Source organism: Streptomyces clavifer (assembly GCF_036345975.1).
Taxonomy (GTDB): Bacteria; Actinomycetota; Actinomycetes; order Streptomycetales; family Streptomycetaceae; genus Streptomyces; species Streptomyces clavifer.
In genome coordinates this window covers 4,560,772-4,586,093 of sequence record NZ_CP107793.1, presented here as the reverse complement: position 1 = coordinate 4,586,093, position 25,322 = coordinate 4,560,772, and the positions used below count along the sequence as shown (strand labels likewise).

General features: G+C 72.7%; 16 protein-coding genes. 5 read left to right on the top strand and 11 right to left on the bottom strand.

Annotation, left to right across the window (positions count from 1 at the left end):
• Positions 1-19: 19 nt before the first annotated feature.
• The 3 genes from OG927_RS20160 to guaA all read right to left on the bottom strand — a co-directional run bounded on the left by OG927_RS20160 (position 20) and on the right by guaA (position 3,962).
• Entirely contained in the window at positions 20-1,288 is a 1,269-nt protein-coding gene (locus OG927_RS20160; protein ID WP_209469883.1) for a hypothetical protein, read from the bottom strand.
• A gap of 129 nt (positions 1,289-1,417) precedes the next feature.
• Positions 1,418-2,173, bottom strand: coding sequence for an SAM-dependent methyltransferase (locus OG927_RS20155; RefSeq protein WP_056796408.1), 756 nt, complete (start codon positions 2,171-2,173; stop codon positions 1,418-1,420).
• 196 nt (positions 2,174-2,369) lie between these two features.
• Positions 2,370-3,962 carry a glutamine-hydrolyzing GMP synthase gene (gene guaA, locus OG927_RS20150; protein ID WP_056796412.1) on the bottom strand — a complete coding sequence of 531 codons (1,593 nt, stop codon included), beginning with the start codon at positions 3,960-3,962 and terminating at the stop codon, positions 2,370-2,372.
• 312 nt (positions 3,963-4,274) lie between these two features.
• On the opposite strand from guaA, the gene OG927_RS20145 reads away from it, so the two are divergent.
• Complete coding sequence (locus OG927_RS20145) at positions 4,275-4,592, top strand: chorismate mutase (RefSeq protein ID WP_056796415.1); 318 nt, start codon at positions 4,275-4,277, stop codon at positions 4,590-4,592.
• 300 nt (positions 4,593-4,892) lie between these two features.
• Here the strand turns inward: OG927_RS20145 and OG927_RS20140 are convergent, their stop codons facing one another.
• Positions 4,893-6,617, bottom strand: a complete 1,725-nt coding sequence (locus OG927_RS20140) for a peptidase (protein WP_330320572.1) — start codon at positions 6,615-6,617, stop codon at positions 4,893-4,895.
• Positions 6,618-6,928: 311 nt separating this feature from the next.
• Here OG927_RS20140 and OG927_RS20135 point away from each other — a divergent pair, with 311 nt between their 5' ends.
• Complete coding sequence (locus OG927_RS20135) at positions 6,929-7,933, top strand: LAETG motif-containing sortase-dependent surface protein (RefSeq protein ID WP_330320571.1); 1,005 nt, start codon at positions 6,929-6,931, stop codon at positions 7,931-7,933.
• A gap of 69 nt (positions 7,934-8,002) precedes the next feature.
• Here OG927_RS20135 and OG927_RS20130 read toward each other — a convergent pair whose 3' ends face one another.
• From OG927_RS20130 to OG927_RS20110, 5 genes are all read right to left on the bottom strand, one after another.
• Positions 8,003-9,976 carry a GMC family oxidoreductase gene (locus tag OG927_RS20130; protein WP_330320570.1) on the bottom strand — a complete coding sequence of 658 codons (1,974 nt, stop codon included), beginning with the start codon at positions 9,974-9,976 and terminating at the stop codon, positions 8,003-8,005.
• A 71-nt stretch (positions 9,977-10,047) separates the two neighbouring features.
• Positions 10,048-11,679 carry a succinic semialdehyde dehydrogenase gene (locus OG927_RS20125; protein ID WP_056796423.1) on the bottom strand — a complete coding sequence of 544 codons (1,632 nt, stop codon included), beginning with the start codon at positions 11,677-11,679 and terminating at the stop codon, positions 10,048-10,050.
• Positions 11,680-11,959: 280 nt separating this feature from the next.
• A complete protein-coding gene (locus OG927_RS20120; RefSeq protein WP_056796426.1) occupies positions 11,960-13,609 on the bottom strand; it encodes a serine/threonine-protein kinase in 1,650 nt (549 codons plus the stop codon).
• 119 nt (positions 13,610-13,728) lie between these two features.
• Complete coding sequence (locus OG927_RS20115) at positions 13,729-16,482, bottom strand: protein kinase (protein WP_330320569.1); 2,754 nt, start codon at positions 16,480-16,482, stop codon at positions 13,729-13,731.
• Between the two features lie 200 nt (positions 16,483-16,682).
• Positions 16,683-18,707, bottom strand: coding sequence for a serine/threonine-protein kinase (locus tag OG927_RS20110; protein WP_330320568.1), 2,025 nt, complete (start codon positions 18,705-18,707; stop codon positions 16,683-16,685).
• A gap of 118 nt (positions 18,708-18,825) precedes the next feature.
• On the opposite strand from OG927_RS20110, the gene OG927_RS20105 reads away from it, so the two are divergent.
• Entirely contained in the window at positions 18,826-19,935 is a 1,110-nt protein-coding gene (locus OG927_RS20105) for a serine hydrolase domain-containing protein (protein WP_408058077.1), read from the top strand.
• Between the two features lie 88 nt (positions 19,936-20,023).
• Here the strand turns inward: OG927_RS20105 and OG927_RS20100 are convergent, their stop codons facing one another.
• Positions 20,024-21,730 carry a glycerol-3-phosphate dehydrogenase/oxidase gene (locus OG927_RS20100; RefSeq protein ID WP_056796438.1) on the bottom strand — a complete coding sequence of 569 codons (1,707 nt, stop codon included), beginning with the start codon at positions 21,728-21,730 and terminating at the stop codon, positions 20,024-20,026.
• A 264-nt stretch (positions 21,731-21,994) separates the two neighbouring features.
• Between OG927_RS20100 and OG927_RS20095 the strand changes: the two genes are divergently transcribed.
• The gene (locus OG927_RS20095; RefSeq protein ID WP_056796441.1) at positions 21,995-23,257 is read left to right on the top strand and encodes a nucleotide sugar dehydrogenase; all 1,263 of its coding nucleotides are present in this window, start codon (positions 21,995-21,997) and stop codon (positions 23,255-23,257) included.
• Between the two features lie 121 nt (positions 23,258-23,378).
• Positions 23,379-24,044, top strand: a complete 666-nt coding sequence (locus tag OG927_RS20090; RefSeq protein ID WP_056796444.1) for a hypothetical protein — start codon at positions 23,379-23,381, stop codon at positions 24,042-24,044.
• A gap of 73 nt (positions 24,045-24,117) precedes the next feature.
• Here OG927_RS20090 and OG927_RS20085 read toward each other — a convergent pair whose 3' ends face one another.
• Entirely contained in the window at positions 24,118-25,242 is a 1,125-nt protein-coding gene (locus OG927_RS20085; RefSeq protein ID WP_056796448.1) for a GuaB3 family IMP dehydrogenase-related protein, read from the bottom strand.
• Between the last annotated feature and the right edge of the window lie 80 nt (positions 25,243-25,322).

The following is a 25,322-nucleotide window of genomic DNA, read 5'->3' as shown; positions in this document are numbered from 1 at the left end:
GGTGCGCGGTCCGGTGGATTCAGTCCGTGACGTCGATCGAGCAGGGGTTGGTCTCCACACCCGCCGCCGTGATGACCTGGACGTCCACGATGCCCGGTTCGACCTCGACCGGTACGGGCACCGTCAGCACCGTGTCGGCCGGGTTGGCGAAGCCTCCGGCGACCGGGATCAGGGGCACGTGGACATGCACCCGGCCGATCCGGACGACCACCCGCGCCAGCCGGTCCGGGCTGCCCGCGCCGGGCGGTACGAAGCCGGCGCCGCGGATCTCGATGTCGTCGCCGGTGCGGATCGGGGCGTCCAGGTCCCCGGCCTCCCGGGCCCGCACGACCGACAGGATGACCGGACGGCCGCCCTCCGCGTACTTCCCGGAGAAGTACGTCGCGGCGGAGACGGCCACCAGGATGGCCAGGCCCCACGGGAGGTCGGGCAGCTGCTCGGGGCGGCGGGCGAGGCGGACGGCGGCGAACAGCACGGCGACGGCGCTGACGAGCACGTACTGCACATCGGTGAAGCTGCCGCGCCCGGAGTCGTCGGTGAGCAGGTCGGCGGCCCGCGGCCGGTCGGCGCGCAGCTTCTGCAGCCGCTGTCCCAGGACGCGCACGGTCACCACCCGGCGTACGAGAACGGCGACGGCGCACACCAGCGCGAGCACGGTCAGCACGCCGGCCGAACGGACCAGGTCCAGGCCCTCGATCAGCTCGTCCCGGTCGGCGTGGTCGGAGGCGCCGGCCAGTTGGAGGGCGAGGACGAGGACGGCGAAGACCGCGAGCAGCACCCAGGAGGCGGCGACGGTGCGCGAGGTGGAGAGCCGGTTGTCCTCGCCGATCAGGGGGGCGAGGAGACCGCCGCGGGCCCGGTGGAGGCGTGCGGCACCGGTCAGCAGGCCCGCGGTGACGAGGCCGGCGATCAGGCCGGCGGTGCGTGCGGTGGACCAGCCGGCGCCGATGGCGGTGACGGCCTCGCCGATGATCAGCAGGGCGACGCCGCCCCAGACGAGGGCGAGGGTGCGCCGCCAGACCACGTGGAGCCAGACGTCGCCGGCCTCGCGGCTGCGTTCGGCGACGGCGCGGGCCGACTCGGTCAGCTCGTCCGACACCCACTGCCGGGACGCCGACGCGGACTGGGCGACCCCGGCGGGCAGGCCCTTGCCGGCCGCCAGTTCGTCCCGTTTCACGAGGAAGGCCGCCACCGCGCGCCGATGTCCTTCGCGTGCTCCGTGCGGGCAGTCGCCGCACGTACAGCCACCGCCGTGCGTGCTGCTCGTTCTCGCCTCGTCCAACGCCACGGAGAGCTCCGCCCTTTCCCGCCCCGGTACAACCAACTCACTTGTGATTATTGCGAATTGTGCCGTACGGAGCGGGCCCGTCCCGCACTGGGGCGGGCTGCGCGTACATGTCGTCCACATGTACGAATGTCAGGCGCTGAGCACGAGGTACGCGAGACCCAGCGTTCCACGGTATCCCCCGTAGTAGCCGGTGCGGCGGGCGTCGACGGCCGCCGTCACGTCGGCCTGCAGCGGATGGCCGGGGTGGGCCAGTGCCCAGCGCTCGCCCCGGCCGATGTTGGCGGCGGATTCGAAGAGGTCCCATTCGCGCTGATCGGCGACGGTGACCTGGAGCGCCCGCAGGCCGGCGGCCTCCGCCCGCCGGACCAGACCGAGGAGTGTGCCGAAGTCGCCCGGCTCGGCGCCGAGCCCCTCCAGGGCTGCCGCCGAGGGCTCACGCTCCCAGAACCCGTCCCCGAGGAGGATCCGCCCGCCGGGGCGCACCGCGGCCCGCAGCGCCTCGAGTGCCTCGGGGGTGCCGCCGGGCCAGGCGTGCGCGGAGCCGATGGAGACGGCCAGGTCGTATCCGGCCCCCGGGTACTCGGCCGCGGGCACCTCGTGGAAGCGCACCCGGCCGGTGAGCCCCCGCTCCCCGGCCAGACGCCGTCCGCGTGCCACCGCCTCCGGGTCGGTCTCGACGCCGTCCCCGGTGCTCCCGGGTGCCGCCTCCACGAGGCGCATCAGCAACTCGCCCCATCCACTGCCGAAATCCGCGATCCGCGCCCCCGGAGCGGGTGCGCAGGCGGCGATCAGACGGGCGGCGTGCTCTTCGGAGAGCGGGGTGTTCCACGTGAGGTGGTCGTTCCCCGGGGCGGACATGAGGGTGCGGGCTTCGTCGGCGGACATGGGCGCGGATCCTGCCACGCCGTCGGCGGGCCGGACGACCGCTTTTCGCCCCGGGCGGACCGGGTCACGGGCAGGGCCGGGAGGACGGGCGGGACCGGATCCACCCGCGCGTCCCCGGAACGCGGCGACGCCGCCACCCCGGAGGGCAGCGGCGTCGGCACGGGTCCGGGCGGTCCGGAAGCGGACCGCCGTGGGACTACTCCCACTCGATGGTGCCCGGCGGCTTGCTCGTCACGTCGAGGACGACACGGTTGACGTCGGCGACCTCGTTGGTGATGCGGGTGGAGATCTTGGCCAGGGTCTCGTACGGCAGGCGCGACCAGTCGGCCGTCATCGCGTCCTCCGAGGAGACGGGACGCAGCACGATCGGGTGACCGTACGTGCGGCCGTCGCCCTGGACTCCGACGCTGCGGACGTCCGCCAGGAGGACCACCGGGCACTGCCAGATGTCGCGGTCCAGGCCGGCCGCGGTCAGCTCCTCGCGGGCGATGGCGTCGGCCTCGCGCAGCAGGTCGAGCCGCTCCTTGGTGACGTCACCGACGATGCGGATTCCGAGGCCGGGGCCGGGGAACGGCTGGCGCTGGACGATCTCCTCCGGCAGGCCGAGCTCCTGGCCGACCATCCGGACCTCGTCCTTGAACAGCTGGCGCAGCGGCTCGACGAGCTGGAACTCGATGTCCTCGGGGAGGCCGCCCACGTTGTGGTGGGACTTGATGTTGGCGGTGCCGGTGCCGCCGCCGGACTCGACGACGTCCGGGTAGAGGGTGCCCTGCACGAGGAAGGCGACGTCCTCGCCCTCTGCGGCTTCGGCGATGATCTCCGCCTGTGCCTGCTCGAAGACTCGGATGAACTCGCGGCCGATGATCTTCCGCTTCTGCTCCGGGTCGGAGACGCCGGCCAGCGCGTCGAGGAAGCGCTTCTCGGCGTCGACGACCTTCAGCTTGACGCCGGTGGAGGCGACGAAGTCCTTCTCGACCTGCTCGCTCTCACCCTTGCGCATCAGACCGTGGTCGACGTACACGCAGGTGAGCTGGGAGCCGATGGCCTTCTGCACGAGGGCCGCGGCGACCGCGGAGTCGACGCCGCCGGAGAGGCCGCAGATGGCGCGCTTGGTGCCGACCTGCTCGCGGATCAGGGCGATCTGCTCCTCGACGACGTTGGTGGTCGTCCAGGTCGGCTCGATGCCCGCGCCCCGGTAGAGGAAGTGCTCCAGTACCTGCTGGCCGTAGGTCGAGTGCATGACCTCCGGGTGGTACTGGACGCCGTACAGCTTCTTCTCGTCGTTCTCGAAGGCGGCGACCGGGACGACGTCCGTGGACGCGGTGACGGTGAAGCCCTCGGGGGCGGCGGAGCAGGCGTCGCCGTGCGACATCCACACCGACTGCTCGGTGGGCGTGCCCTCGAACAGGGTGGAGCCGGCCTTGGAGACGGCGAGCGCGGTGCGGCCGTACTCGCGGGCGCCGTTGTCGTCGACCGTGCCGCCCAGCGTGGTGGCCATCAGCTGGAAGCCGTAGCACATGCCGAAGACCGGGACCCCGGCCTCGAACAGCGAACGGTCGAGGCTGGGCGCGCCCTGCGCGTACACCGAGGACGGACCGCCGGACAGGATGATCGCCCGGGGGTTCTTGGCCAGCATCTCGGCCACCGGCATCGTGGACGGGACGATCTCGCTGTAGACCCGGGCCTCACGGACCCGGCGGGCGATGAGCTGGGCGTACTGGGCGCCGAAGTCGACAACCAGAACCACGTCGGTGGTGGTGTCGGGGGCGGCGGGGGGCGCTGCTGGCACGGGGCGGCCTTCCGGCGGTGGAGAGGGGGTCGGTCCTCCCAATTCTACCGGCCGTGGGACCACCCCCTGCCGGGCTCCCGTCTCACCATCCGGGCCCCGCGTGGACCCGGTCCCGGAGCGGGGCCATACTTGCCCCCATGCGTCAGCACACGACCTTCGTCTTTACCTATGGCACCCGGCCCGCCGGCTGCCATGGTCGTGCTGCTTGAGCAACTGACGAGCAACGTTCCAGGCGCCCCGGGCCGACAGGCCCGGGGCGTTCTGGCGTTCGGGGCCCGTCGCTCCGGGGGCCGCACCCCTCAGGAGTCACGGATGAACAGCACCACCACCACGAAGACGACCCCCACGAAGACCGCCGCCGAGCGGACCGGCGCGCACACCGACGAGGCGGCCTCCCTGATCGGCGGCGCCCGGTCGCGCATCGACGCCCTGGACGACCGGATCATCGGTCTCGTCCAGGAACGGATGGCCGTCTCCGCGGTCATCCAGGAGGCGAGGATCACGTCCGGGGGCCGCCGGGTGAACCTCTCCCGCGAGATGGACGTCCTCGGCCACTACAGCGACGCCCTGGGCAAGCCGGGAACGGCACTGGCCATGACGCTGCTGGAGCTGTGCCGCGGCCGGGTGTGACGTACGGGAGGGCTGTACGGCCGCACCCGCGTTCGGCACCGGTCTCACCCGTACGGCGCGTGACCGGTCTCCGGGCGGCGTCGTTGATCCGTGTGTCCGTGCCAGCCAGGGGCGGCAGCGGCAGAGAACCACGCAGGGCTCCGTCGGGACGTGTGACGTACCGCAGGTACGTCGTGGGACCGCGTTCCGGCGTGTGTGACCGGACGGCAGGGGACAGCAGGCCGGTCACCCTCGTGCGGCCGGTCCCGGGGACGCCCGGGGCCGGCCGTCCTCGGTCCGGGGCGGGTACGGGTGCGGGCCTCAGCCCCGCCCGACGCGGCGCCGGGTCGTCACGTACAGCACCCCGCCCGCCACCAGCGCCATGGCCGCCGCGACGGATGCCGTCAACGCGACCGAACCGGTGGAGGCGAGACCACCGCCCGTGTCCGCGGACGCCGGACCGGCCGAGAGGTGGGAACCGGTGGAGCCGGAGGTGGACGACGCACCCGGGCTGCCGGACGTCCCGGACGTCGAGCCCGGGGTGTCACCGCCGGTGGAGCCGCTCGTTCCGGTGGTGCCGTGCGAGGTGCCGCCGGTGTCCCCCGACGCCTTCACGGGGTTCAGCACCAGCTGCGCGGTGTTGTTGGCGGGTTCGGGGTCGAAGGGCAGCCCGGGAGCGGCGAGGCGGGTGTTCCTGACGGTGACCGCGCCGGTGGCGTCCGGAACCACCTCGGTGATCCTCAGAGCGAACGGGAGCCCGGTCTCCGCTCCGTCGCGCACCGCCATGGCCGTGTCGCAGACGTAGCGGGGTGCGCCGAGCTGCTGCTCGCGGTACGCGCCCGTGGCCGTCACGCCCTTGCAGGAGGCCGGCTTCCCGGTGACCTCGGCGCCCTCGGGGACGGTGAAGTCGACCGCGGCGACCGGCTCGCCGGAGCGGAGGTGGCCGATCCAGGCCGGCCCCTCGTTGCGGAACCCCACCTCCGCGGTGACGGTCTCGCCCACGGAGCCCGTCCTCCTGCCGCCGGTCGCCACGAAGTCGGCGGTGTTCTCCGTGCGGAAGTCGGCCTCCTGCTGGTTGTCCCGGGGGTCGAGGTCCGCGCCGCGGGCGGAGGCGGTGACCTTCTTCAGGGCCAGCTCCGGACCTGTGCCCCGGGTGAAGGGCGCTCCCGCGCGCTGCGCGGAGCGCTGGGAGGCGCTGTCCTCGGCGATGCGGTAGACGAACGTGTCGAGGTACGCGCGCTCGGTGGCCTCGACCGACAGCGGTACCGCGAGCGTGTACACGGCGCCCGGCTCGTACGCGCCCTCGACCGAGCACAGCGCGGTGGACCAGGCGAATGCGCCTGGTGACCGCTGCCCCGCCCCGTCGCTGTACTCGCAGTTGGCGTAGCGCTCGGGGATCTCCAGGCCGCGGGAGTACACCAGGGTCAGCAGAACACCGTCGGCGGCCGTCGTGCCTTCGTTGGCGAACGTGATGGGGGCCGGCTGCACGTCCCCCGGCACGAGCGTCTGCTCGAACGGGAGCCTCTTCATGACCAGGTCGGGGCCGCCGATGGTCACCTCGGTGGAGAACGGGGTGAAGGTGACCCCGTCCGCGGCGCCGGTCACCGTGACGGTGCCGGTCGCGCCTTCCGCGCCGCCCTCGGCCGCCGTGAGGTCGAAGTCGGCGACGGAGCCGGGGTGGACACCCTGGTCACGGCAGACGGCCGTGGCACCGGTGATCCTGCAGTCCGCTCCGGTGTCCTCGGCGACGGAGACGTCGGCGATGCCCGCGATCCCGCCCAGGTCGACGGTGTAGGTCACCTCGCCCTCGTACCCGGAGCCGTCCTGAGCCGGGTCGTCGACGGTGAGCGTCAGCGAGGAGCTCCGCGGGGACCCGTCCTCCGGGAAGGGGTGGAGGGCCGTCGCGGCGGGACCGCCGAGTGTGAGGACGGGGTCGGCCGCCTGCGCCGGAGCACCCAGGGCGAGCGAACCGGCCGTGAGCAGCCCGGCGGCGGCGAGGCCGCTCCCGGTGCGGCGCAGCGCGGTTCTCGGGGAAAGGCGTGTCATCGCGCACCTCTGGGGATCGGCAGAAGCTGTGTTACTGCTGTGACGCACGAGAAGTCCGACCGCGCAGCAGTACGAAGAGTCGCACGGGCCATGATCACGGAGCGGAGCACAGGCCCGAGTGTGGCGAGCGCCACATAAAGTTCCTGTGAGATCCAGGACAACCGTTTCTCCGGTCCGCAGGTCATGCATGTCGAACACACCGGCTCGTTCCGTGCCCCACAACGGCAGGCCCGTTCACTCCTTCTCGCCGTACCGCTGACCCAAGCGGTACCACGGACCCGCTGAGGCACCATTTGAAGCTCCGCCGCACCATGGCAGTCGCTGCCGCGACCGCCGTCATAGCCCCCGTCGTCCTGCTGTCGGCGCCGGCCGCGTTCGCGTCGGGCACCCCGACGCCGACCGACACCACCTCCGCCACCGCCACCCCGGACGAGACGCCCGGCGAGACGGCGCCCGCAGAGGAGACCGGGTCCGCTTCGCCGTCCGCGACGGACTCCCCCGAGGCCCCCGAAACCACCGAGCCGGCCGAGGAGACCCCCGAGACCACGTCCCCCGCCCCCACCGGGTCGGAGACCGCGTCGGTGTCCCCGACGCCGAGCGCCTCCGAGTCCGAGGAGGAGGAAGAGGAAGAGGAGGAGGGGGACGAGGAGCTCGGTGAGTGCGAGCCGAGCCCGCTGAACCTGTCCGTCAACGGCCTCTCCGGGAAGATCGTCCGGGGCAGTGGCTGGGACACGTTCACGTTCAACATCTACAACAACTCGAAGAAGACCGTGAAGAACGTGGTCTTCTTCGCGGGTGCCTCGGCGGACAAGGCCGGCGAGGAGCTCTTCAGCTCCAAGCAGGTCCGGCTCCAGGCGCTCAACGAGGAAGAGGGCACCTGGGAGGACCTGGACGAGCTGGGCACCTCGTCCGGTTACGTCGGCGAGTCCGACGCGATCAAGCCCGGGTACGAGGTCGACATCGCCCTGCGCATCAAGGTGCAGGCGAGTGCGCCCCTGGGCGCCGGCTTCAGCCTCGGCGGCGGACTCGTCTTCGGCGAGGACTTCGAGACCCTGCCGTGCTTCAGCGACGTCGCGTACAAGTTCCAGATCGTCGACGCCGGTGACGACGACGGCAAGAAGCCGCAGGAGGGTGGCAAGATTCCGGCTCCGGCCGAGAAGCCTGCCCACACCACCCAGCTGAGCGGCACGCTCGCCGAGACCGGTTCGTCCTCCACGACGCCGATGTTCGCCCTCGCGGGCGGCACGGCCGTGGTGCTCGGCGCGGGCGCGATGTTCGTCGTGCGGCGCCGCAACAACGGTGACGCCGCCGCGTAGGGCGCCGCACCGCTGAAAGCCTGAGGGGCTGCACTCGGAGGGGGGTGCAGCCCCTTGGTGTCTCCTCGCTCAGGCCCCGGTCGCGGTGGACTCCGGGGTGGTGGTCCCGGCCGCGGTGGGCCCGGGAGCACCGGCCCTCGTCGCCGTGGCCTCCGAAGCGGTGGTCCCGGCCGTGATCGTCCCCGGACCACCGGCCCCTGGAGCATCGGCCCCTGGGGCGGGTGACCTCGGCGGCACCGCGGGCACCGCCAGGAACGGCAGTTTCAGAGCGCCGAAGGCCTGCTCGGGCACAGCGGGCGCCTTCGGCGCCACCGCGGCCAGCCGCTCGTACGCCAGGCCCTGGGCCGGACGCGGGTCGGGCTCGCCCTTGTTGGGCCAGAGGGACATCGCGCGCTCGGCCTGCGCGGTGATGGTCAGCGACGGGTTGACGCCCAGGTTGGCGGAGACCGCCGAACCGTCGACGACGAAGATGCCCGGGTGCCCGTACACCCGGTGGTACGGGTCGATGACCCCCTCCTCGGCGCTCGCCCCGATCGGGCAACCGCCGAGGAAGTGCGCGGTGAGCGGGGTGCCCATCAGTTCCCCGACGTTCGACCCGGCGAAGCCGTTGATCTCCTGGGCGAGGAGCGTCGCGCCCTGCGTCGCCTCCGCGATCTGCGTCGGGTTGGGCGCCCCGTGCCCCTGCCGCGCGGTGAGCAGGCCCTTGCCGATGCCGCCCGGCTTGCGGTAGGCGATCAGCGAGTTGTCCACGGACTGCATGACGAGGCCGATGATGGTCCGCTCCGACCACCGGCGGTTGGAGAGCGAACGCGCGGTGAGCCACGGGTGCCGGGCCACGTTGCCGAACCAGCTCAGCACCCGGTGCCTGCTGTAGGGCACCTGGAGGATGGTCAGCGCGCCCATCGCGTTGGATCCCCTGCCGTAGCGCACCGGTTCGATGTGGGTGTTCTCGTCGGGGTGGATCGACGAGGTGATGGCGACGCCCCGGGTGAAGTCGGCCTTGGCGGTGCCGTGCTTCTTGCGGTAGCGGCGGTCACTGGTCTGCGCGCCCACCAGGCCCTCGGAGTTCGTCCGGGTCAGCTCACCGAGCTTCGCCGAGATCCGCGGCAGCAGCCCCTCGTCCTTCATGGCGTGCAGCAGGGTCTGGGTCCCGTACGTACCCGCCGCCACGACCACCTTCCGCGCCCGCAGCACGGCCGGCTTCGCCTTCCTGCGACGGTTCGTGGGGACGGTCGACACGCGGTAGCCGCCGTCCGGGTCCTCCGTGACCGCGACGACGGAGGTCATCGGGTGGATGACGGCACCGGCCTTCTCCGCGAGGTACAGGTAGTTCTCGTTGAGGGTGTTCTTCGCCCCGTGGCGGCAGCCCGTCATGCATTCGCCGCACTCGGAACAGGCTTTGCGTGCGGGGCCCGCGCCGCCGAAGTACGGGTCGGCGACCGAGGCGCCGGGCTTCGCCAGGGACGTGCCGTCGGCGTCCCGGCCGTCCCCGAAGAAGACGCCGACCGGGGCGAAGTGGAAGGTGTCGCCGACACCCATGGCCTCGGCGGTCGCCTTGAGGTGGACGTCCGCCGGGGTCATGGTCGGGTTCAGCCGGACCCCGAGCATCCGCTTCGCCTGGTCGTAGTAGGGCGCGAGCTCGTCCCGCCAGTCCGTGATGCCGGCCCACTGCCGGTCCTCGAAGAAGGGCGCGGGCGGCACGTACAGCGTGTTGGCGTAGTTGAGGGACCCCCCGCCGACGCCCGCACCGGCCAGCACCATCACCTTCCCGAGCAGGTGGACGCGCTGGATGCCGAACAGGCCGAGGGCCGGGGCCCACAGGTAGTTCTTGATGTCCCAGGAGTTCTTGGGGAGGGTCGCGGCCGTGAACCGGCGGCCCGCCTCCAGGACACCGACCCGGTAGCCCTTCTCGCTCAGTCTCAGGGCCGAGACCGCGCCGCCGAAACCCGATCCGACGACGAGGACGTCGTAGTCGTACGCGGCGTCGCCGTCGGGGCCCTCGGCGGGCGGGTCCTGCGTCTGGGCAGCACTGTCCTGGGACATGGCTCTCCTCGGTGCGGAAAGGGAAGGAAAGGCAGGAAAGGGGGTGCCGGGCGGCGGGCGGGCCGGAGGGCTCAGCGCAGCCCGACGGCCTTCATCGCCTTGAGGCCGAGACTCATCACCGCTGCGTACTTCTCGTCGTCCATCCCGAACGCCGGACCGAGCGGGATCAGCCGCTGCTGGGCGACGGTCTGGGCCTCGGTGTACTTGAGGATGCCCTCGGAGCCGTGCCGCCGGCCCAGACCGGAGTCCTTCATGCCGCCCATCGGGGACTGGACGCTGCCGTAGGCGGGCGCGTAGCCCTCGTTGATGTTGACGGTGCCGGCCCGCAGCCGGGCGGCGATCCGGTGGCCGCGCCGTCCGTCCTTGGTCCAGACACTGGCGTTCAGGCCGTACGGGGTGGCGTTGGCGAGGGAGACCGCCTGGTCCTCGTCGGTGAAGCGGTAGACCGAGACGACGGGCCCGAAGGTCTCCTGGGTGCAGACGGCCATGGGCTCCTGGACGTTGTCGAGGATGGTCGGCTCGTAGAACAACGGGCCGACGTCCGGGCGGGCGACGCCGCCCGCGACGAGCGTGGCACCCTTCTCCACGGCCTCGGCGACGTGCCGGGTGACGGTCTCCAGCTGTCGCTCGCCGACGAGGGAGCCCATGTCGGCGCCGTACGCCAGGGAGTTGCCCAGGCGCATGGCCTTCGTACGGGCGGCGAAGAGCTCCACGAACGCGTCCGCGACGGACGCGTGGACGTACAGGCGCTCGATCGAGATGCAGAGCTGTCCGGCGGACGAGAAGCAGGCCCGGACGGCACCCGCGGCGGCCTTCTCCAGGTCGGCGTCGGCGAGGACGATCATGGGGTTCTTGCCCCCGAGCTCCAGCGAGACGCCGACGAGCCGGGCCGCGGCACGCCGGGCCACGTCACGGCCGGTGGCGGTCGATCCGGTGAAGGAGACGTAGTCGGCGCGTTCGACGACCTCGGGGCCGACGACGGGGCCCTCCCCGATGACGACCTGGAACACCTCGGCGGGCAGTCCGGCCTCCACCAGCAGGTCACGGGCCCACAGGGCGGTCAGCGCGGTCTCCGTGTCGGGCTTCATCACGACGGCGTTGCCGGCGACGAAGGCGGGCAGCGCGTCGCCGACGGAGAGTTCGAGCGGGTAGTTCCAGGGGGCGATCTGGCCGATCACCCCGCGCGGCTGGCGCAGCTCGGTGACCTTCGTGAGGGCCGGGACGACTCCGGTGTGCCGCTTCGGCTTCAGGTAGGCGGCGGCCCTGCGCCCGTAGTGGCGGGCAGAGACGGCGACGGCCAGCACCTCCTCGTGGGCGTGCAGCCGGGCCTTGCCCGTCTCCAGCTGGATGAGGTCGAGGACCTCCGACTGCCGCTGCAGGACCAGGTCGTGGAAGCGCAGCAGCACCGCCGCCCTGGCACGGATCGAGGTCGCCGCCCAGGCGGGCTGGGCGGCGCGGGCGCGCTCGAAGGCGGTCGCCACGTCCTCGGGGGTGGACTCGGGCAGGTCGGCCAGCTTGTCCCCGGTGAAGGGCATGTGGTTGGCCGTGCGGCCGGACCCGACGACACCACGGGTCAGCTGGGCGATCACCTCGGGAGTGACCACATCGGCTGCGGTGCGCACCCCCATGGGGGCGGCAGCCACCGGGTTGGTGCCGGCACTCGTGCCGGGGGCTGTGGTCGTGGAGGCCTGCGAGTCCGTCATGAGGGCGAGAGTATGTCCACCGCAACACTTTGGGTACCCGTCGGTAACAGCTTTTCACAGACCCTACAACTGTCCCCGACCCCGCCCGGAGACCAAGCCAGTGATCACTGGCGGAATAACTGCTGATCAGGGGCTATCTTCCGACTGCGCGGGGAATCGTGGGGGCTTCGGCATCCCCTGCCCCGGGGACGCGTCATTTCGCCGCCGCGTGGGGCCGGATGGGCCGCGGGCCCGCCTCCGCGCCCCGCCGTACCGGTGACGGACCCGGGGCCGGGCGTCGTCAGCCGTCCTGCTCCGGCGGCTGCCAGCTGCGCAGCATCGTCTCGAAGCGCTGCCGGTTCTCGACCGCGTCCTCCTCGGGCCCCGTCATGTAGAGCGCGTACTCCGGACCGCCCGTCTCGCCGAAGTACATCTGGTCGATCCCGTGACGTGCGCCCGGATGGTCCTTGGACTCCACCCAGGTGAACTCCCACAGGGAGCCCGGCCGGTCTCGGAAGGTGTTCGACCGCAGGGTCAGCCGCTCGTACCCGGGAAGGCGCTCGGCGAGGTCCTTCTCGATGCTCAGCATGTGCGTGTACGAGTTGTCGAAGTCGGGCTCCGGGTCGAGGCTGATCCGGATGCGGTGCGCCCCGCCGTCCGGGGTGTAGTCGATCTGGCCGCCGTCCGTCTGCCGCGTCCATCCCTCGGGGACCGCGAGGCTGAAGCCCTCGGGGTCCACCACCCGCTGCCAGCCGTCGGGTATCTCCTTCGCCGCGGGCTTCGGGTCCGCGTCCCCCTCACCGCCGCCCCCGGCCGTCGCGGACGGGCCGGCGGTGCTCCGCTCCCCCGTGCCGCCGCTCCCTCCGTCGCCCGCGAACTTCATCGCGGCCAGCCCGGCCGCCCCGCCGAGCAGCGCGGCCACGGCGACGACCAGCAGGACGGTGCGCCACCGTCCCCCGCCGCGCCGGGCGGCGGACGCCGGGGTGTACGGGGGCGCGGCCGGCTCGGGCACCGGCCGCGCGAGGTGGGCCGTCGACCCGTCGGGCACCGAGGAGGCCAGGAGGTCCTCCTCCGAGATCCGCTGCGTCGGCACGTGCGCCTGCGCCGCGCGGGGCTTGCGGCCCTCCATCGCGTCCAGCAGCATGCGCTCCGTCTCCTCGGCCGTCGGCCGGTCGGCGGGGTCCTTGCGCAGCAGTGCCGTGATCACGGGTGCCAGCGCACCGCCCCGCAGTGGCGGCGGGGGTTCCTCCGCGACGACGGCCTGCATGGTGGAGATCGGGGAGGTGCGGCGGAAGGGCGAGCGCCCCTCGACGGCCGTGTAGAGCGTGGCCCCCAGCGACCAGAGGTCCGACGCGGGGCCCGGATCGCCGCCGCGCACGCGTTCGGGTGCCAGGTAGTCGATGGAGCCGACGAGTTCGCCCGTCCTGGTGATGGTGGAGTCGCCCTCGATCGCGGCGATCCCGAAGTCGGTCAGCAGCACCTGCCCGTCGCGCGCGAGCAGTACGTTGCCCGGCTTGACGTCCCGGTGCAGCACCCCGGCGCCGTGCGCGGCCCGCAGGGCGCTCAGCACGTGGAGCCCGATCCTGGCCGCCTCGCGCGGCTCGAACTCACCGGTCTCCTTCGCGGCGTCGGCGAGCGAGGGGCCGTCGACGTACTGCATGACGATCCAGGGGCGTTGGTCGTACTCGATGACGTCGTGGACCGTGACGACCCCGGGGTGGGTGATCCGGGCGGCGGCACGCGCCTCCTTCTGCGTACGGGCGTGCAGCACGACCCGGTCCGCTTCGGCGGCGTACAAACCGGCCGTCAACTCCTTGACGGCCACCGTCCGGTGGAGCACCTCGTCGTGGGCCCGCCACACCTTGCCCATGCCGCCGCGGCCCAGGACCTCACCGAGCCGGTACCGCCCCGCCAGTACGATTCCCGCGTCCGTCCCCTGCGCATGTTCCACGTGTGCCCCCGCCCCATTCCTTCGAATGACAGGTTACGGACGGGAAGCGGTGCCGCGTAACCGCCCCTCGCCCACGAGACCGCACTGTGATGCTCGGCGCCGCGTGTGCTGTCGGGCGGTCAGGACCCCACACGGTAGGCGGAGATGGCCTGCTCGTAGATGTCGGAGACCTTGTCCCGCTCGTCCTCCGGGCCGATGACCTGGAGGATGTGGTACCTGCCGTCCACGATCATCGCCAGGTTGCGGACGTACACCTCGCGCCCGCCGCTCTCCTGCCAGGTGAACTGCCCCTCCGCCATCGCCTGCCGGCCGACGTCGACCCGGCGCAGGCCCGTGGACGTGGCCCAGCTGGACTCCCGGAAGGGCTTCAGCTCGGGTTCGCGGCTCCGCTGGTAGTCCAGCGGGTCGTCGCCGTTGGCCTTGACGGTGTCGCGGCCGGGCACGATCAGCACCGTGAACCCGTCGCTGCCGTACCGGATCTGACGGTCGGTGGTGGCGGGGCTCCGCTGGAAGTCCTTCGGCACGGCGACCTCGAACCCCTCGGCGTCCTTGCGCAGGACGTAGCCCGAGGCGAGCGCCACGGCGGAGCGGCTGGTCTGGGGTGCCTGGGAACCGGCCTTGTCCGGCTCCTCGGCGGACGGGCTCGGCCCGGGATCCGGCTCCGCCGGGGCGGCGGAACCGGAGGGCTGCTTCCGGGCCCCCGTGTCCGTGCCCGATTCGGATCCGGCCTTGGGCATGAACATGAACGCGTAGGCCACGGCGGCGGCCATGGCGAGGAGTATCAGCACGAGCAGGAGACGTCCGAGCCGTCGCGGCGCCCGGCCGCCGGGCTGCCTGCCGGGCGGCGGCTGGCGCAGCACCCTGGGGCCCTTGGGCTCACGGGGCGCGCGCGGCGGCTTGTCGTACCTCGGCTGCTTCTCGTACCGCTGGGGCTTCTGCTGGCGGTGCCTGCCGTGCGTCGCGCCGCGGCCCCGGCGCCTGCGCACCAGCTCGCCCCGGCGGCGCACGACGGGCAGCCGGGTGGCGTCGGTGGGCGGCAGCGGTACGACGTCCGTGCCCGCCTCGGGCTCGGGGGCCGAGCGTACGAGGGAGCGCAGCCAGCCGCGCAGTTCCTCGAAGTCCGGTCGCTCCGTCGGGTCCTGGCGCAGCAGCGACTCGACGACGGGGCGCAGCGGGCCGCACTCCTCCGCGAAGGCGGGCGGCTCGCCGCAGACCATCTGGACGAGCTCGGCGGCGTTCTCCTCCGGGTAGGGGGCGTGGCCCTGCACGGCGCGGTAGAGGAGCGCACCGAGCGCCCACAGGTCGGTGGAGGGGCCGATGGGCGGGGCGAGCTGCCAGTTGTCGTGGACGGGGCCCGCCTGCTCGGGCGCCCACCGCTCGGTGACGGCGCCGACGACGGCGATACGGGCCTGCCGGGCGCGTTCGGCGGCGAGCGGGGTGGCGGGGCCGCGGTAGGCGGGGGTACCGGCTCCGCCGGCGACGACCTCGTCCCAGCCGCCGGAGGGGGTGGATGCGGGCACCGGCCGGGGCAGGCGGTCCTGCCGTTCCACCGGGCCGCTGCCGAGCCGGCGGGAGTCGGCGCGCAGCGCGTCCTCACCGGAGCCGCCCGAGCCTCCCGCGGGCACGGGGCGGCCGGAGCCGGCGCCGTCGCCCCAGGTTCCGGCGAGGTGGACGCGGCGGCCGGGGGGCCGGGGGCCGTCGTGCCCGCCGGGGCCGGTGCCGGGCCCGGCACCGGGTCCGTCGTCCTCCTCGTCGTCGTCCTCGTCGTCATAGGGGTCGTACGGCGCGTCGGCCGCGCGGCCCCAGGCGGCGGGCAGCTGCGGCAGTCCCGCGGCGGGGCCGGCGGGGCCGACCCCGCTGTCGTTGCCGTCGCGCCGCTGCTCCTCGGTGACCCGCTGTGGGGCCTCGGCGCCACGGGTGTGCGGGTCCTCGGCGCCAGGGGCCTGCGGGTCCTCGGTGACCCGGGCCGCGGCGCGGGCGCCCGCGCGATAGGCGGCGATGGCTCCGGCGCGGGCGGCGCGCAGCTGTGCGGGGCTCCCCGCCCCGGGCTCCGCCACCGGGACGGCGGGATGCGCCGGCCTCGGGACCAGCTCCTGGCCCTCCCGGTCCGCGCCGTCGCCGGCCGCGGGCGGCGCGGCCTCGATCTCCATGGGGTGACGCGAGGCGGGCACTCCGGCGGAGGGTGTCGCGGGCGCCTCCACCTCGGAGGGCGGGGGCGGTACGTACGGACCGGTGGGACCCGATGCCACCGCCGGCGGCCCGTAGTCGTCCTCGTCGTCGGACTGCGGCACGGGGACGTATCCGCACAGCGCCTCCTCGGCCGCACCCGCCGCCAGACCGGTCAGGACGACCCGGCCGTCGTCGCAGACGAGCACCGTGCGGACGGTGATGTTGCGGTGGGTCCAGCCGTGCGCGTGCAGCACCCGCAGGGCGGTGAGCACGTCGGAGCCGATCTCGGCGGCCCGGTACGGGTTGAGCGGGCGCTCCGCGAGGAGCGCGGCGAGCGGCCGGGCCGCGACCAGTTCACTCACTATCCAGAGCGAGCCGGCCTCGGCGAACACGTCGAAGACCTGGTCCAGACGCGGATGGTCGGGCACCTGCGCGGCCGCCTGCGCGGCCTCGATGGCCCGGCGGACCGCGGGGTCCGTGGACCGCCGCACCGTACGCCCGGTGGCACGCCTGGCCGCTGCGGGGAGCCCGTCGGCGTCGACCACTTCCGCGTCCACGACCTCCGGCAACGGCACCTGCCGTATCAGGACTTCCTGGCCGCTGTAGGTGTCGAACGCCCGGGTCTCGACCAGTTCGTAGGCATCGGACGGGGGCAGCGGAAGGCGGTAGCGGTCGGCAAGGACCCGACCCGCATAGTCGTCCACAACGCCTCCCCAGAGCGCACTGTCCCCCGGTCACGGAGACCGCAAGAATCCGTCAATTGCGGTCACTTGCTGTGCAATTGACCCATGATCCCGGCTGCGTACGGCCCATTGCCTCTCACGATACGTGGCAAGTGTCGACGGCGCGGCCGGGTCGGGGCAACCCGGCCGTTCCGTTCGGCGCGGCCGGGCCTACCGCCCCGTCAGTCCTTGGGCGCGAACGTGGCGAACGCCGTCTCGCGCAGCGTGGTGCACTCCTCGCCGTCCCACTCGCTCGCCTTGCAGCTGATCATGATCGAGTAGCCGTGGGTGGCGTCGACCTTGAAGCCCCGGTTGAGGACGTGGACCCGTATCCCCTGCTGGTTGCGCGTGAACTGCCAGTCGGCGACGGTCGGGTACCCGTTGAACTCGACCTTCTTTATGCCGATGTGCTCGTAGCCGCTGCTGCTTCCGGCGACCGCGCCCATCAGCCCGCGCCACGCGGCGGCCGCGTCGTCCCCGGGAGAGGAGTTGTAGTCGATCTGGACCCGCGGGAAGCCGCCGCCGTCGTTGTAGATGCCGCCCGAATTGCTTCCCGCTATGCCGTTGCGCTTGAAGCTCTCGGGCATCGCCATCGTGAAGTGGAACCGCTTGTCGGTGACCTTCCTGTACCCGGCCGGCAGGGCGTCCGGGTCCGGGGCCGCCGGTTCCTCGGCCTCCGGGGTGGGCGAGGGCTCGGTGGACGCCTTGCCCTTGTCCTCGCCCTGGCCGTCCTTGCCGTTCCCCTGGTCGGTGCCGGTGTCCTCGCCCTTGCCGGAGTCGCTGTCGGCGTCGCCGCCGTCCGTCACTCCCGCCGTCGCCGCGGTGTCGCCCTTGGCCGAGCCGTCGTTCCCGCTCTCGCCGTCGTCGCCGAGGGTGAGTGCGAGGACCGTACCGAGGACGGCCAGCACGACGACACCGGCGATGATCGCGAGTGTGCGGCGCGGCACGACGTCCGTGATCGAGGCGCGCGGTGCGGCGGGCGGGCCCGCCGGGCGCTTCGGTACGGCCGGCCCGGAGGCGGAGGCCGTGGCGGCAGCCGGGGCCTTCGCGTTCCGCACCGACTTCAGCGCGCCGCGCAGCCGGTCCTTGGCGCTCTCGCCGGTGGCGGAGCCCGTACCGGAGCCGGTGGCCGCGCCGGCCCCGGATCCTGTGCCGCCGGGCGCCGTGCCCGTGCCGGACGCGGAACCTCCCGTCCCGGCCGCCTTCGCCGGTCCGGCCGTGGACGCGGCTGCTGCGGCCGCGGCCGCGGCGGCAGCCTTCTTCCTGCTGCCGCCCTTGGGACCGCTCTTGGGGCCGGTGGTCCCGGGCAGCGCCATGACCTGGGTGGAATCGGCCGGAGGCGTGACGGGAGGTTCGGGAGCGTTGATCACCTTGTTGAGCAGGACGCGCGCTCCGGCATCGTCCAGACGCTGGTCGGGATCCCTGACCAGCAGGCCGTAGATGACCTCCTCCAGCGGACCCGCGTTCTTCGGCGGATCGACCGGCTCGGTCATCACGGCCGTCAGCGTGGCGATGGCCGAACCCTTGTCGTACGGCGGGCAGCCCTCGACGCTCGCGTAGAGCAGTCCGCCGAGCGACCACAGGTCGGCGGGCGGCCCCGGCTTGTGCCCGCGGGCACGCTCCGGCGAGATGTACGAAGGTGCGCCGACGAGCATGCCCGTCGAGGTGACCGAGGGGTCGCCCTCGACCTGGGCGATACCGAAGTCGGTCAGGACGACCCGGCCGTCCTCGGAGATGAGCACGTTGGACGGCTTCACGTCGCGGTGCAGGATGCCCTCGCGGTGCGCCGAGCGCAGCACGTCGAGGATGGCCAGACCGACCTCGGCCGCGCGCCTCGGTGTCAGCGTCCCGTCCTCACGGATCGCCTCGGCGAGCGACTTGCCCTCGATGAGCTCCATGACGATCCACGGCCGGTCGTCCTCGTCGACCACGTCGTAGACCGTCACCGCGCTGTTGTTGCGGATCCTCGCGATCGCCTTCGCCTCACGCAGGGTGCGCGTGATCAGCCGGCGCTTCTCGTCCTCGTCGATGGCCGAGGGGAACCGCAGTTCCTTCACCGCGACCGTGCGGCCCAGCGTCTCGTCGGCAGCGCGCCAGACCGTGCCCATGCCGCCCCGGCCGAGCACCTCCCCGAGCCGGTACCGCCCCGCGAGGAGACGTCCGTCCTTGTCCCGTTGGGAACCCTGCGCCTGCTCCGCCTCCGACATGCGTCCCCTCTGCGATCAACCCGCCCTGGCAGAGCGTTCATTGTCCCTCACCCCGGGACCGGTCATGGTCCCGGGTCCGGGGTCGGCCATGATGTGGCCGGAGGAAGGAGCCCCTGCCGTGCCGATACTCAGGGCGCTGCTCACCACCCTGCTGGTGCTGACCCTGCTCCCCGCGGGAACCGCGAGCCTGCCCAGCGAACCACACCTCACGCCCGCATCGTCCTACCTGCACCGCCTCCTCGTCGAGGGCGGCGCCCCGGCGGCCGCCTTTCTGGCAGGCCCCAGCACCTCGGCACCGTACGGCACATACGGCTCTGCGGGGACCGGGATCCGGTCCGGCGACCGCTTCCGGGCGGGCAGCATCACCAAGACGTTCGTCGCGACCGTGGTCCTGCAACTCGCCGGCGAGGGCCGGCTGCGGCTGTCGGACAGCGTCGAGGTGTATCTGCCGGGCCTGATACACGGTCACGGCAACGACGGGGCCCGCATCACCCTGCGATCGCTCCTCACTCACACCAGCGGTCTCTACGACTACACCGAGGCGCTGCCCTCCTCCGACCCCGCCGTCACGGGTACCGCAGGCCCGTCCGCCCAGCCGCTGACACCCGGCACGGCGATCCGCGCCGCCCTCTCCCACTCACCGGCGGGGGCACCCGGCGCGTTCGCGTACTCCAGCACCAACTACGTCCTGCTCGGCCTGGTCGTCCAGCGCGTCACCGGACATCCCTACGCCGCCGAGATACAGAGCCGCCTCCTCACCCCCCTCCAGCTGTCCGGCACCTCGCTCCCCGGCGCCCTCAGCACCCTGCCCGTCCCGCACTCCCGCGGCTACCACCGCTCCGCCGACGGCACATTGCGTGACGTCACGGCCATCGACCCGAGGGTCGCGGGCGCGGCCGGGGAGCTGGTCTCCACGCTCGCCGACCTCAACCGCTTCTACGCGGCCCTGCTGGGCGGCCGGCTGCTGCCTCCCGCCCAGCTGATCGCCCTGCTCGACACCCGTGCCGCGCAGGGCCTGTACGCCATGGGCGTCTATCCGCAGACGCTCTCCTGCGGTACCACCGTCTGGGGGCACAACGGGCACATCACCGGAAGCTACGTACGGACCGCCGCGACCGCGGACGGCCGGCACGTCTTCACCTTCCGGGTCAACGCGGACGCGGAGCCCGACCCGGGCAGCGAAGCGGCCCTGCTGGAGGCCGAGTTCTGCCCCTCCCCGACGGCCTGACCGGCCTCCCGAAGGCCCGAGGGGCCCGAGGGGCCCGACGGACCACGCGGCCGGCCGGCCGCCGGCGACCGCGTGGTCGGCGACGGTTTCAGAGGGGCACGATGTCCGGCGCCCCCAGCCTCGCCGCGTCCGCCGTCAGGTCGTCCGGCTGCCGCTGCGACTCCCGCTCCGCCTCCACCCGCTTGCGGTAGTGCTCGACCTCCCGTTCGACCTGGCCGGTGTCCCAGCCCAGCACCGTCGCCATCAGGTCGGCGCACTCGCGCGCACAGCGGGTGCCCCGGTCGAACGTCTCGATGGAGATCCGGGTGCGCCGCGTCAGTACGTCGTCGAGGTGACGGGCGCCCTCGTGCGACGCGGCGTAGACGACCTCGGCCCGCAGGTAGTCCTCCGCGCCCGCGAGCGGCTGCCCCAGCGACGCGTCCTCCGCGATCAGGTCCAGCAGCTCCTCGGTCATCGAGCCGTAGCGGTTGAGCAGGTGCTCCACCCGGGCCACGTGCAGTCCGGTCCGGGCGGCGATCCTCGCGCGCGCGTTCCACAGGGCCCGGTAGCCCTCGGCGCCCAGCAGCGGGACGTCCTCCGTGACGCACTCCGCCACCCGCTGGTCGAGGCCGTGCACGGCCTCGTCCACCGCGTCCTTCGCCATCACCCGGTACGTCGTGTACTTGCCGCCCGCGACGACCACGAGCCCGGGCGCCGGATGGGCCACCGTGTGCTCGCGCGAGAGCTTGCTCGTGGCGTCCGACTCGCCGGCCAGCAACGGCCGCAGCCCCGCATAGACCCCTTGGACGTCGTCCCTGCTCAGCGGGGTGTTCAGCACCGAGTTCACATGCTCGAGCAGATAGTCGATGTCGGCGCTGGAGGCGGCCGGGTGGGCCTTGTCCAGGTCCCAGTCGGTGTCCGTCGTGCCGATGATCCAGTGCCGGCCCCACGGGATCACGAAGAGCACGGACTTCTCGGTCCGCAGGATCAGACCGGTCGAGGAGTGGATGCGGTCCTTGGGAACGACGAGGTGGATGCCCTTCGACGCCCGCACATGGAACTGCCCGCGCTCGCCGATGAGCGCCTGTGTGTCGTCCGTCCACACACCGGTGGCGTTGACCACCTGTTTGGCCCTGACCTCGTACTCCCCGCCCTCTTCGACGTCCTGCACCCGGGCGCCGACGACCCGCTCGCCCTCGCGCAGGAAGTCGATCACGCGCGCCCCGTTCGCCACCTGCGCGCCGTACCCAGCGGCCGTACGCACCAGGGTCTCCACGAAGCGGGCATCGTCCATCTGGGCGTCGTAGTACTGCAGGGCGCCCACCAGGGCGTCCTTCTTCAGCGCGGGCGCGACCCGCAGAGCGCGGCGGCGCGAGAGATGGCGGTGCACCGGCAGGCCGCGGCCGTGGCCGGAGGACACCGACATCGCGTCGTACAGCGCGACGCCCGAGCCCGCGTACCACCGCTCCCAGCCCTTGTGCTGCAGGGGGTAAAGGAAGGGAACGGGTTTGACCAGGTGCGGGGCCAGTCGCTCCAGCAGCAGCCCGCGCTCCTTCAGCGCCTCCCGTACGAGCGCGAAGTCCAGCATCTCCAGATAGCGCAGCCCGCCGTGGATCAGCTTGCTCGACCGGCTGGACGTCCCGGACGCCCAGTCCCGCGCCTCGACCAGTCCGGTGGAAAGTCCTCGGGTGACCGCGTCCAGCGCGGTCCCTGCACCGACCACCCCCGCCCCCACGACCAGCACGTCCAGTTCCCGCTCGGCCATCGCTGCGAGCGCCTGGGTGCGCTCGGCCGGTCCCAGTGTCGCTGTCCTCACTGCTGCCTCCCGGTTTTCCCGGTACTCCCGGTGGATCAGGCTGGTCCGGCACGGAGCGGCACCGGCCGAGAGGCCGGGCGCCCGTGCCCACCTCTCGATTCTGTCCGCGGACCGCGACTTCAGCCACCGCCTGTGGACAACACTCGGTCGATGAGAGCCACAGAATGCGACATATAGGTCATATTTACTCCTAGTCTGACATTGCGCTGTCCCCAGCAGTTGCGCTTTCTGTCTTCTTGGTCTTAGGGAAGGACGGCCCTCGACATGCCCGCAGACCTCGCTGTCATCGGACTCGGTCACCTCGGCCTGCCCCTCGCCCAAGCCGCCGTCGCCGGCGGAATCCACACCGTCGGCTACGACACCGACCCGCGCCCGTACGAGGAGCTCTCCGCAGGCCGTACCCCGGTCGAGGGGTCCCTCAGCGCCTCCGACATCCGCCGGATGCTCTCGGGAGGATTCCGTCCCACCGCGGACCCGGCCGAGCTGGGCCGGGTCCGTACCGCAGCGATCTGCGCCCCGACCCCCCTGGGACCCGACCGCACCCTGGACCTCTCCGCCGTGTCCGACGCGGCCCGCGCACTCGCCGGCCGGCTTCGCCCCCACACCACCGTGCTGGTGGAATCGGCCGTGCCGCCCGGCACCACGGAGAACCTCGTGCGGCCCCTCCTGGAGGAGGGCTCGGGCCTGCGCGCCGGACGCGACTTCCACCTCGCCCACTCCCCGGGCCGCCTCGACCCCGGCAACCGCACCCACGTCTACGCCAACACCCCCAAGGTCATCGGCGGCCTCACCCCCGCGTGCACCGAGTCGGCAGCCGCCTTCTACGGACGGCTGACCGACAAGGTCGTCCGGGCCCGCGGGCCGCGGGAGGCCGAGATGACGAAGGTCCTCGAAACCAACTTCCGGCACGTCAACATCGCACTGGTCAACGAGATGGCGGTGCTCTGCCACGACCTCGACGTCGACCTCTGGGACGTCATCCGGTGCGCGGAGACCAAGCCCTTCGGCTTCCAGCCGTTCCGCCCCGGCCCCGGGGTCGGCGGCCACGGCGCCCCCATGGACCCCGGCTGCCTCCCGTACAGCAGCCGCACCCCCGGCCACCCGCTGCGCATGGTCTCGCTGGCCAAGGAGATCAACGACCGGATGCCCGGCTACGTGATCCAGCGCTGCGCCACCCTGCTGAACGAGCACGGCAAGTCCGTCCGCGGAGCCAGGGTGCTGCTGCTCGGCGTCACCTACAAGCCGGACCTCGCCGACCAGGAGGCCTCCCCCGCCCGCGAGATCGCGACCCGGCTGATGGACATGGGCGCCCAGATCGGCTACCACGACCCCCACGTACTGGACTGGCGCGTGCGCGAACTGCCCGTCCCGCGCGCCGACTCGCTGTACGAGGCCGCCGCCGGAGCCGACCTGACGGTGCTGCTCCAGCACCACCGCACCTACGACCTCCAGGGGCTGGCCGTGAAGGCCCAACTCCTCCTGGACACACGGGGAGCCACTCCGGCGGGGGCCGCGCACCGGCTCTAGGGCAAGGACCCACGAGCCAGTCCCCCCAAGGATTCCGGTGGGCCCTGTCGGCGTGGACTGCTAGCCTGCGGCGTCACATCTCGCACAGCCGTGCGCATCGGTCCCAGGGGGAACATCCATCATGAGCCAGCCCGTGCAGCCGCCGAACCCGCCGCAGCAGCCCTACGGCGGCGGTCAGCCCGCCGCAGGCAACCCGTACGCGGCGGAGCAGCAGCCCGGCACCCCGGCTGACGGCAACCCCTACGCGGGCGCACCGGCAGCCCCGACCGGCAACCCGTTCGGCGGCCAGCAGCAGGGCGCGCCCACCGGCAACCCGTTCGCCGGCCAGCAGCCCGGCCAGTTCGGCGGCGGCGCCCCGTACCCGCCCGCCCCCGCCCCCCGCGGCGGCTCCGGTCTGGGCCTCGGCATCCTGACCGCCCTCGGTACGGCGATCGTCGCGGCGATCCTGTACGGCGTCATCGCGGGCTCCATCGAGCGCGAGGTCGGCTACGCGGCCGTCGGTGTCGGCTTCCTGGTCGGCTTCGTGGCGAGCAAGGTCGGCGGCTCCAACCCGGCCGTCGCGGTCGCGAGCGCCGTGTTCTCGCTGGGCGCCGTCTTCCTGGGCCAGCTCGTCGCCATGTCGATGATCCTGGCCGACGGTCTCGGCGTCGGCTTCACCGAGGTCTTCTTCGACCACTTCGGTGACGTCATGGACATCTGGAAGGAGGAGGCCGACTTCATGACCTACCTCTTCCTGGCCCTGGGCCCGGTCGCCGCCTTCGGTGGCGCCAAGAAGGCCACGGCGTAACCACCGGGTACGCATACGGGAGGGCCCGGACCACAGGTGTGGTCCGGGCCCTCCCGTATGCGTACCCGGTGCGTCAGCGGCGGTGCTGCGAGTCCGCCACGGTGACCTCGACGCGCTGGAACTCCTTGAGCTCGCTGTAGCCCGTGGTCGCCATCGCCCGGCGCAGCGCGCCGAAGATGTTCATCGAGCCGTCGGGGTTGTGCGAAGGCCCGGTCAGGACCTCCTCCGTCGTGCCGACGGAACCCAGGTCGACCAGCTTGCCGCGCGGCACGTCCTCGTGGACGGCCTCCATGCCCCAGTGCCGGCCGCGGCCGGGCGCGTCCGTCGCACGGGCCAGCGGCGAGCCCATCATCACGGCGTCCGCACCGCAGGCGATCGCCTTGGGCAGGTCGCCGGACCAGCCGACACCGCCGTCCGCGATCACGTGCACGTACCGGCCGCCGGACTCGTCCATGTAGTCGCGGCGGGCCCCGGCGACGTCGGCGACGGCGGTGGCCATCGGGACCTGGATGCCGAAGACGTTGCGCGTGGTGTGCGCGGCGCCACCGCCGAAGCCGACGAGCACACCGGCCGCGCCGGTGCGCATCAGGTGCAGGGCCGCCGTGTACGTGGCGCAGCCGCCGACGATCACCGGGACGTCCAGCTCGTAGATGAACTGCTTCAGGTTGAGCGGCTCGGCCGCGCCGGAGACGTGCTCGGCGGAGACCGTCGTACCGCGGATGACGAAGATGTCCACGCCCGCGTCGACGACGGCCTTGGAGAACTGGGCGGTGCGCTGCGGCGAGAGCGCGGCGGCGGTGACGACACCGGAGTCGCGCACCTCCTTGATGCGCTGCCCGATCAGCTCCTCCTGGATGGGCGCGGAGTAGATCTCCTGGAGCCGCGGGGTGGCGGTCTCGACGGGCATCTCGGCGATCTCGTCGAGGAGCGGCTGCGGGTCGGCGTGCCGGGTCCACAGCCCCTCGAGGTTGAGGACACCGAGGCCGCCCAGCTCACCGATGCGGATGGCGGTCTGCGGGGAGACCACCGAGTCCATGGGAGCGGCCAGGAAGGGCAGCTCGAAGCGGTAGGCGTCGATCTGCCAGGCGATCGAGACCTCCTTCGGGTCACGGGTGCGTCGGCTCGGCACGACGGCGATGTCGTCGAACGCGTATGCCCTGCGGCCGCGCTTGCCGCGCCCGATCTCGATCTCAGTCACGATGGTGTGGCCTTTCCTCTACGTCTGCGCTGACCAGTATCCCCGACACACACATGAGGGGCGGTCCCGGGAACCCCGGT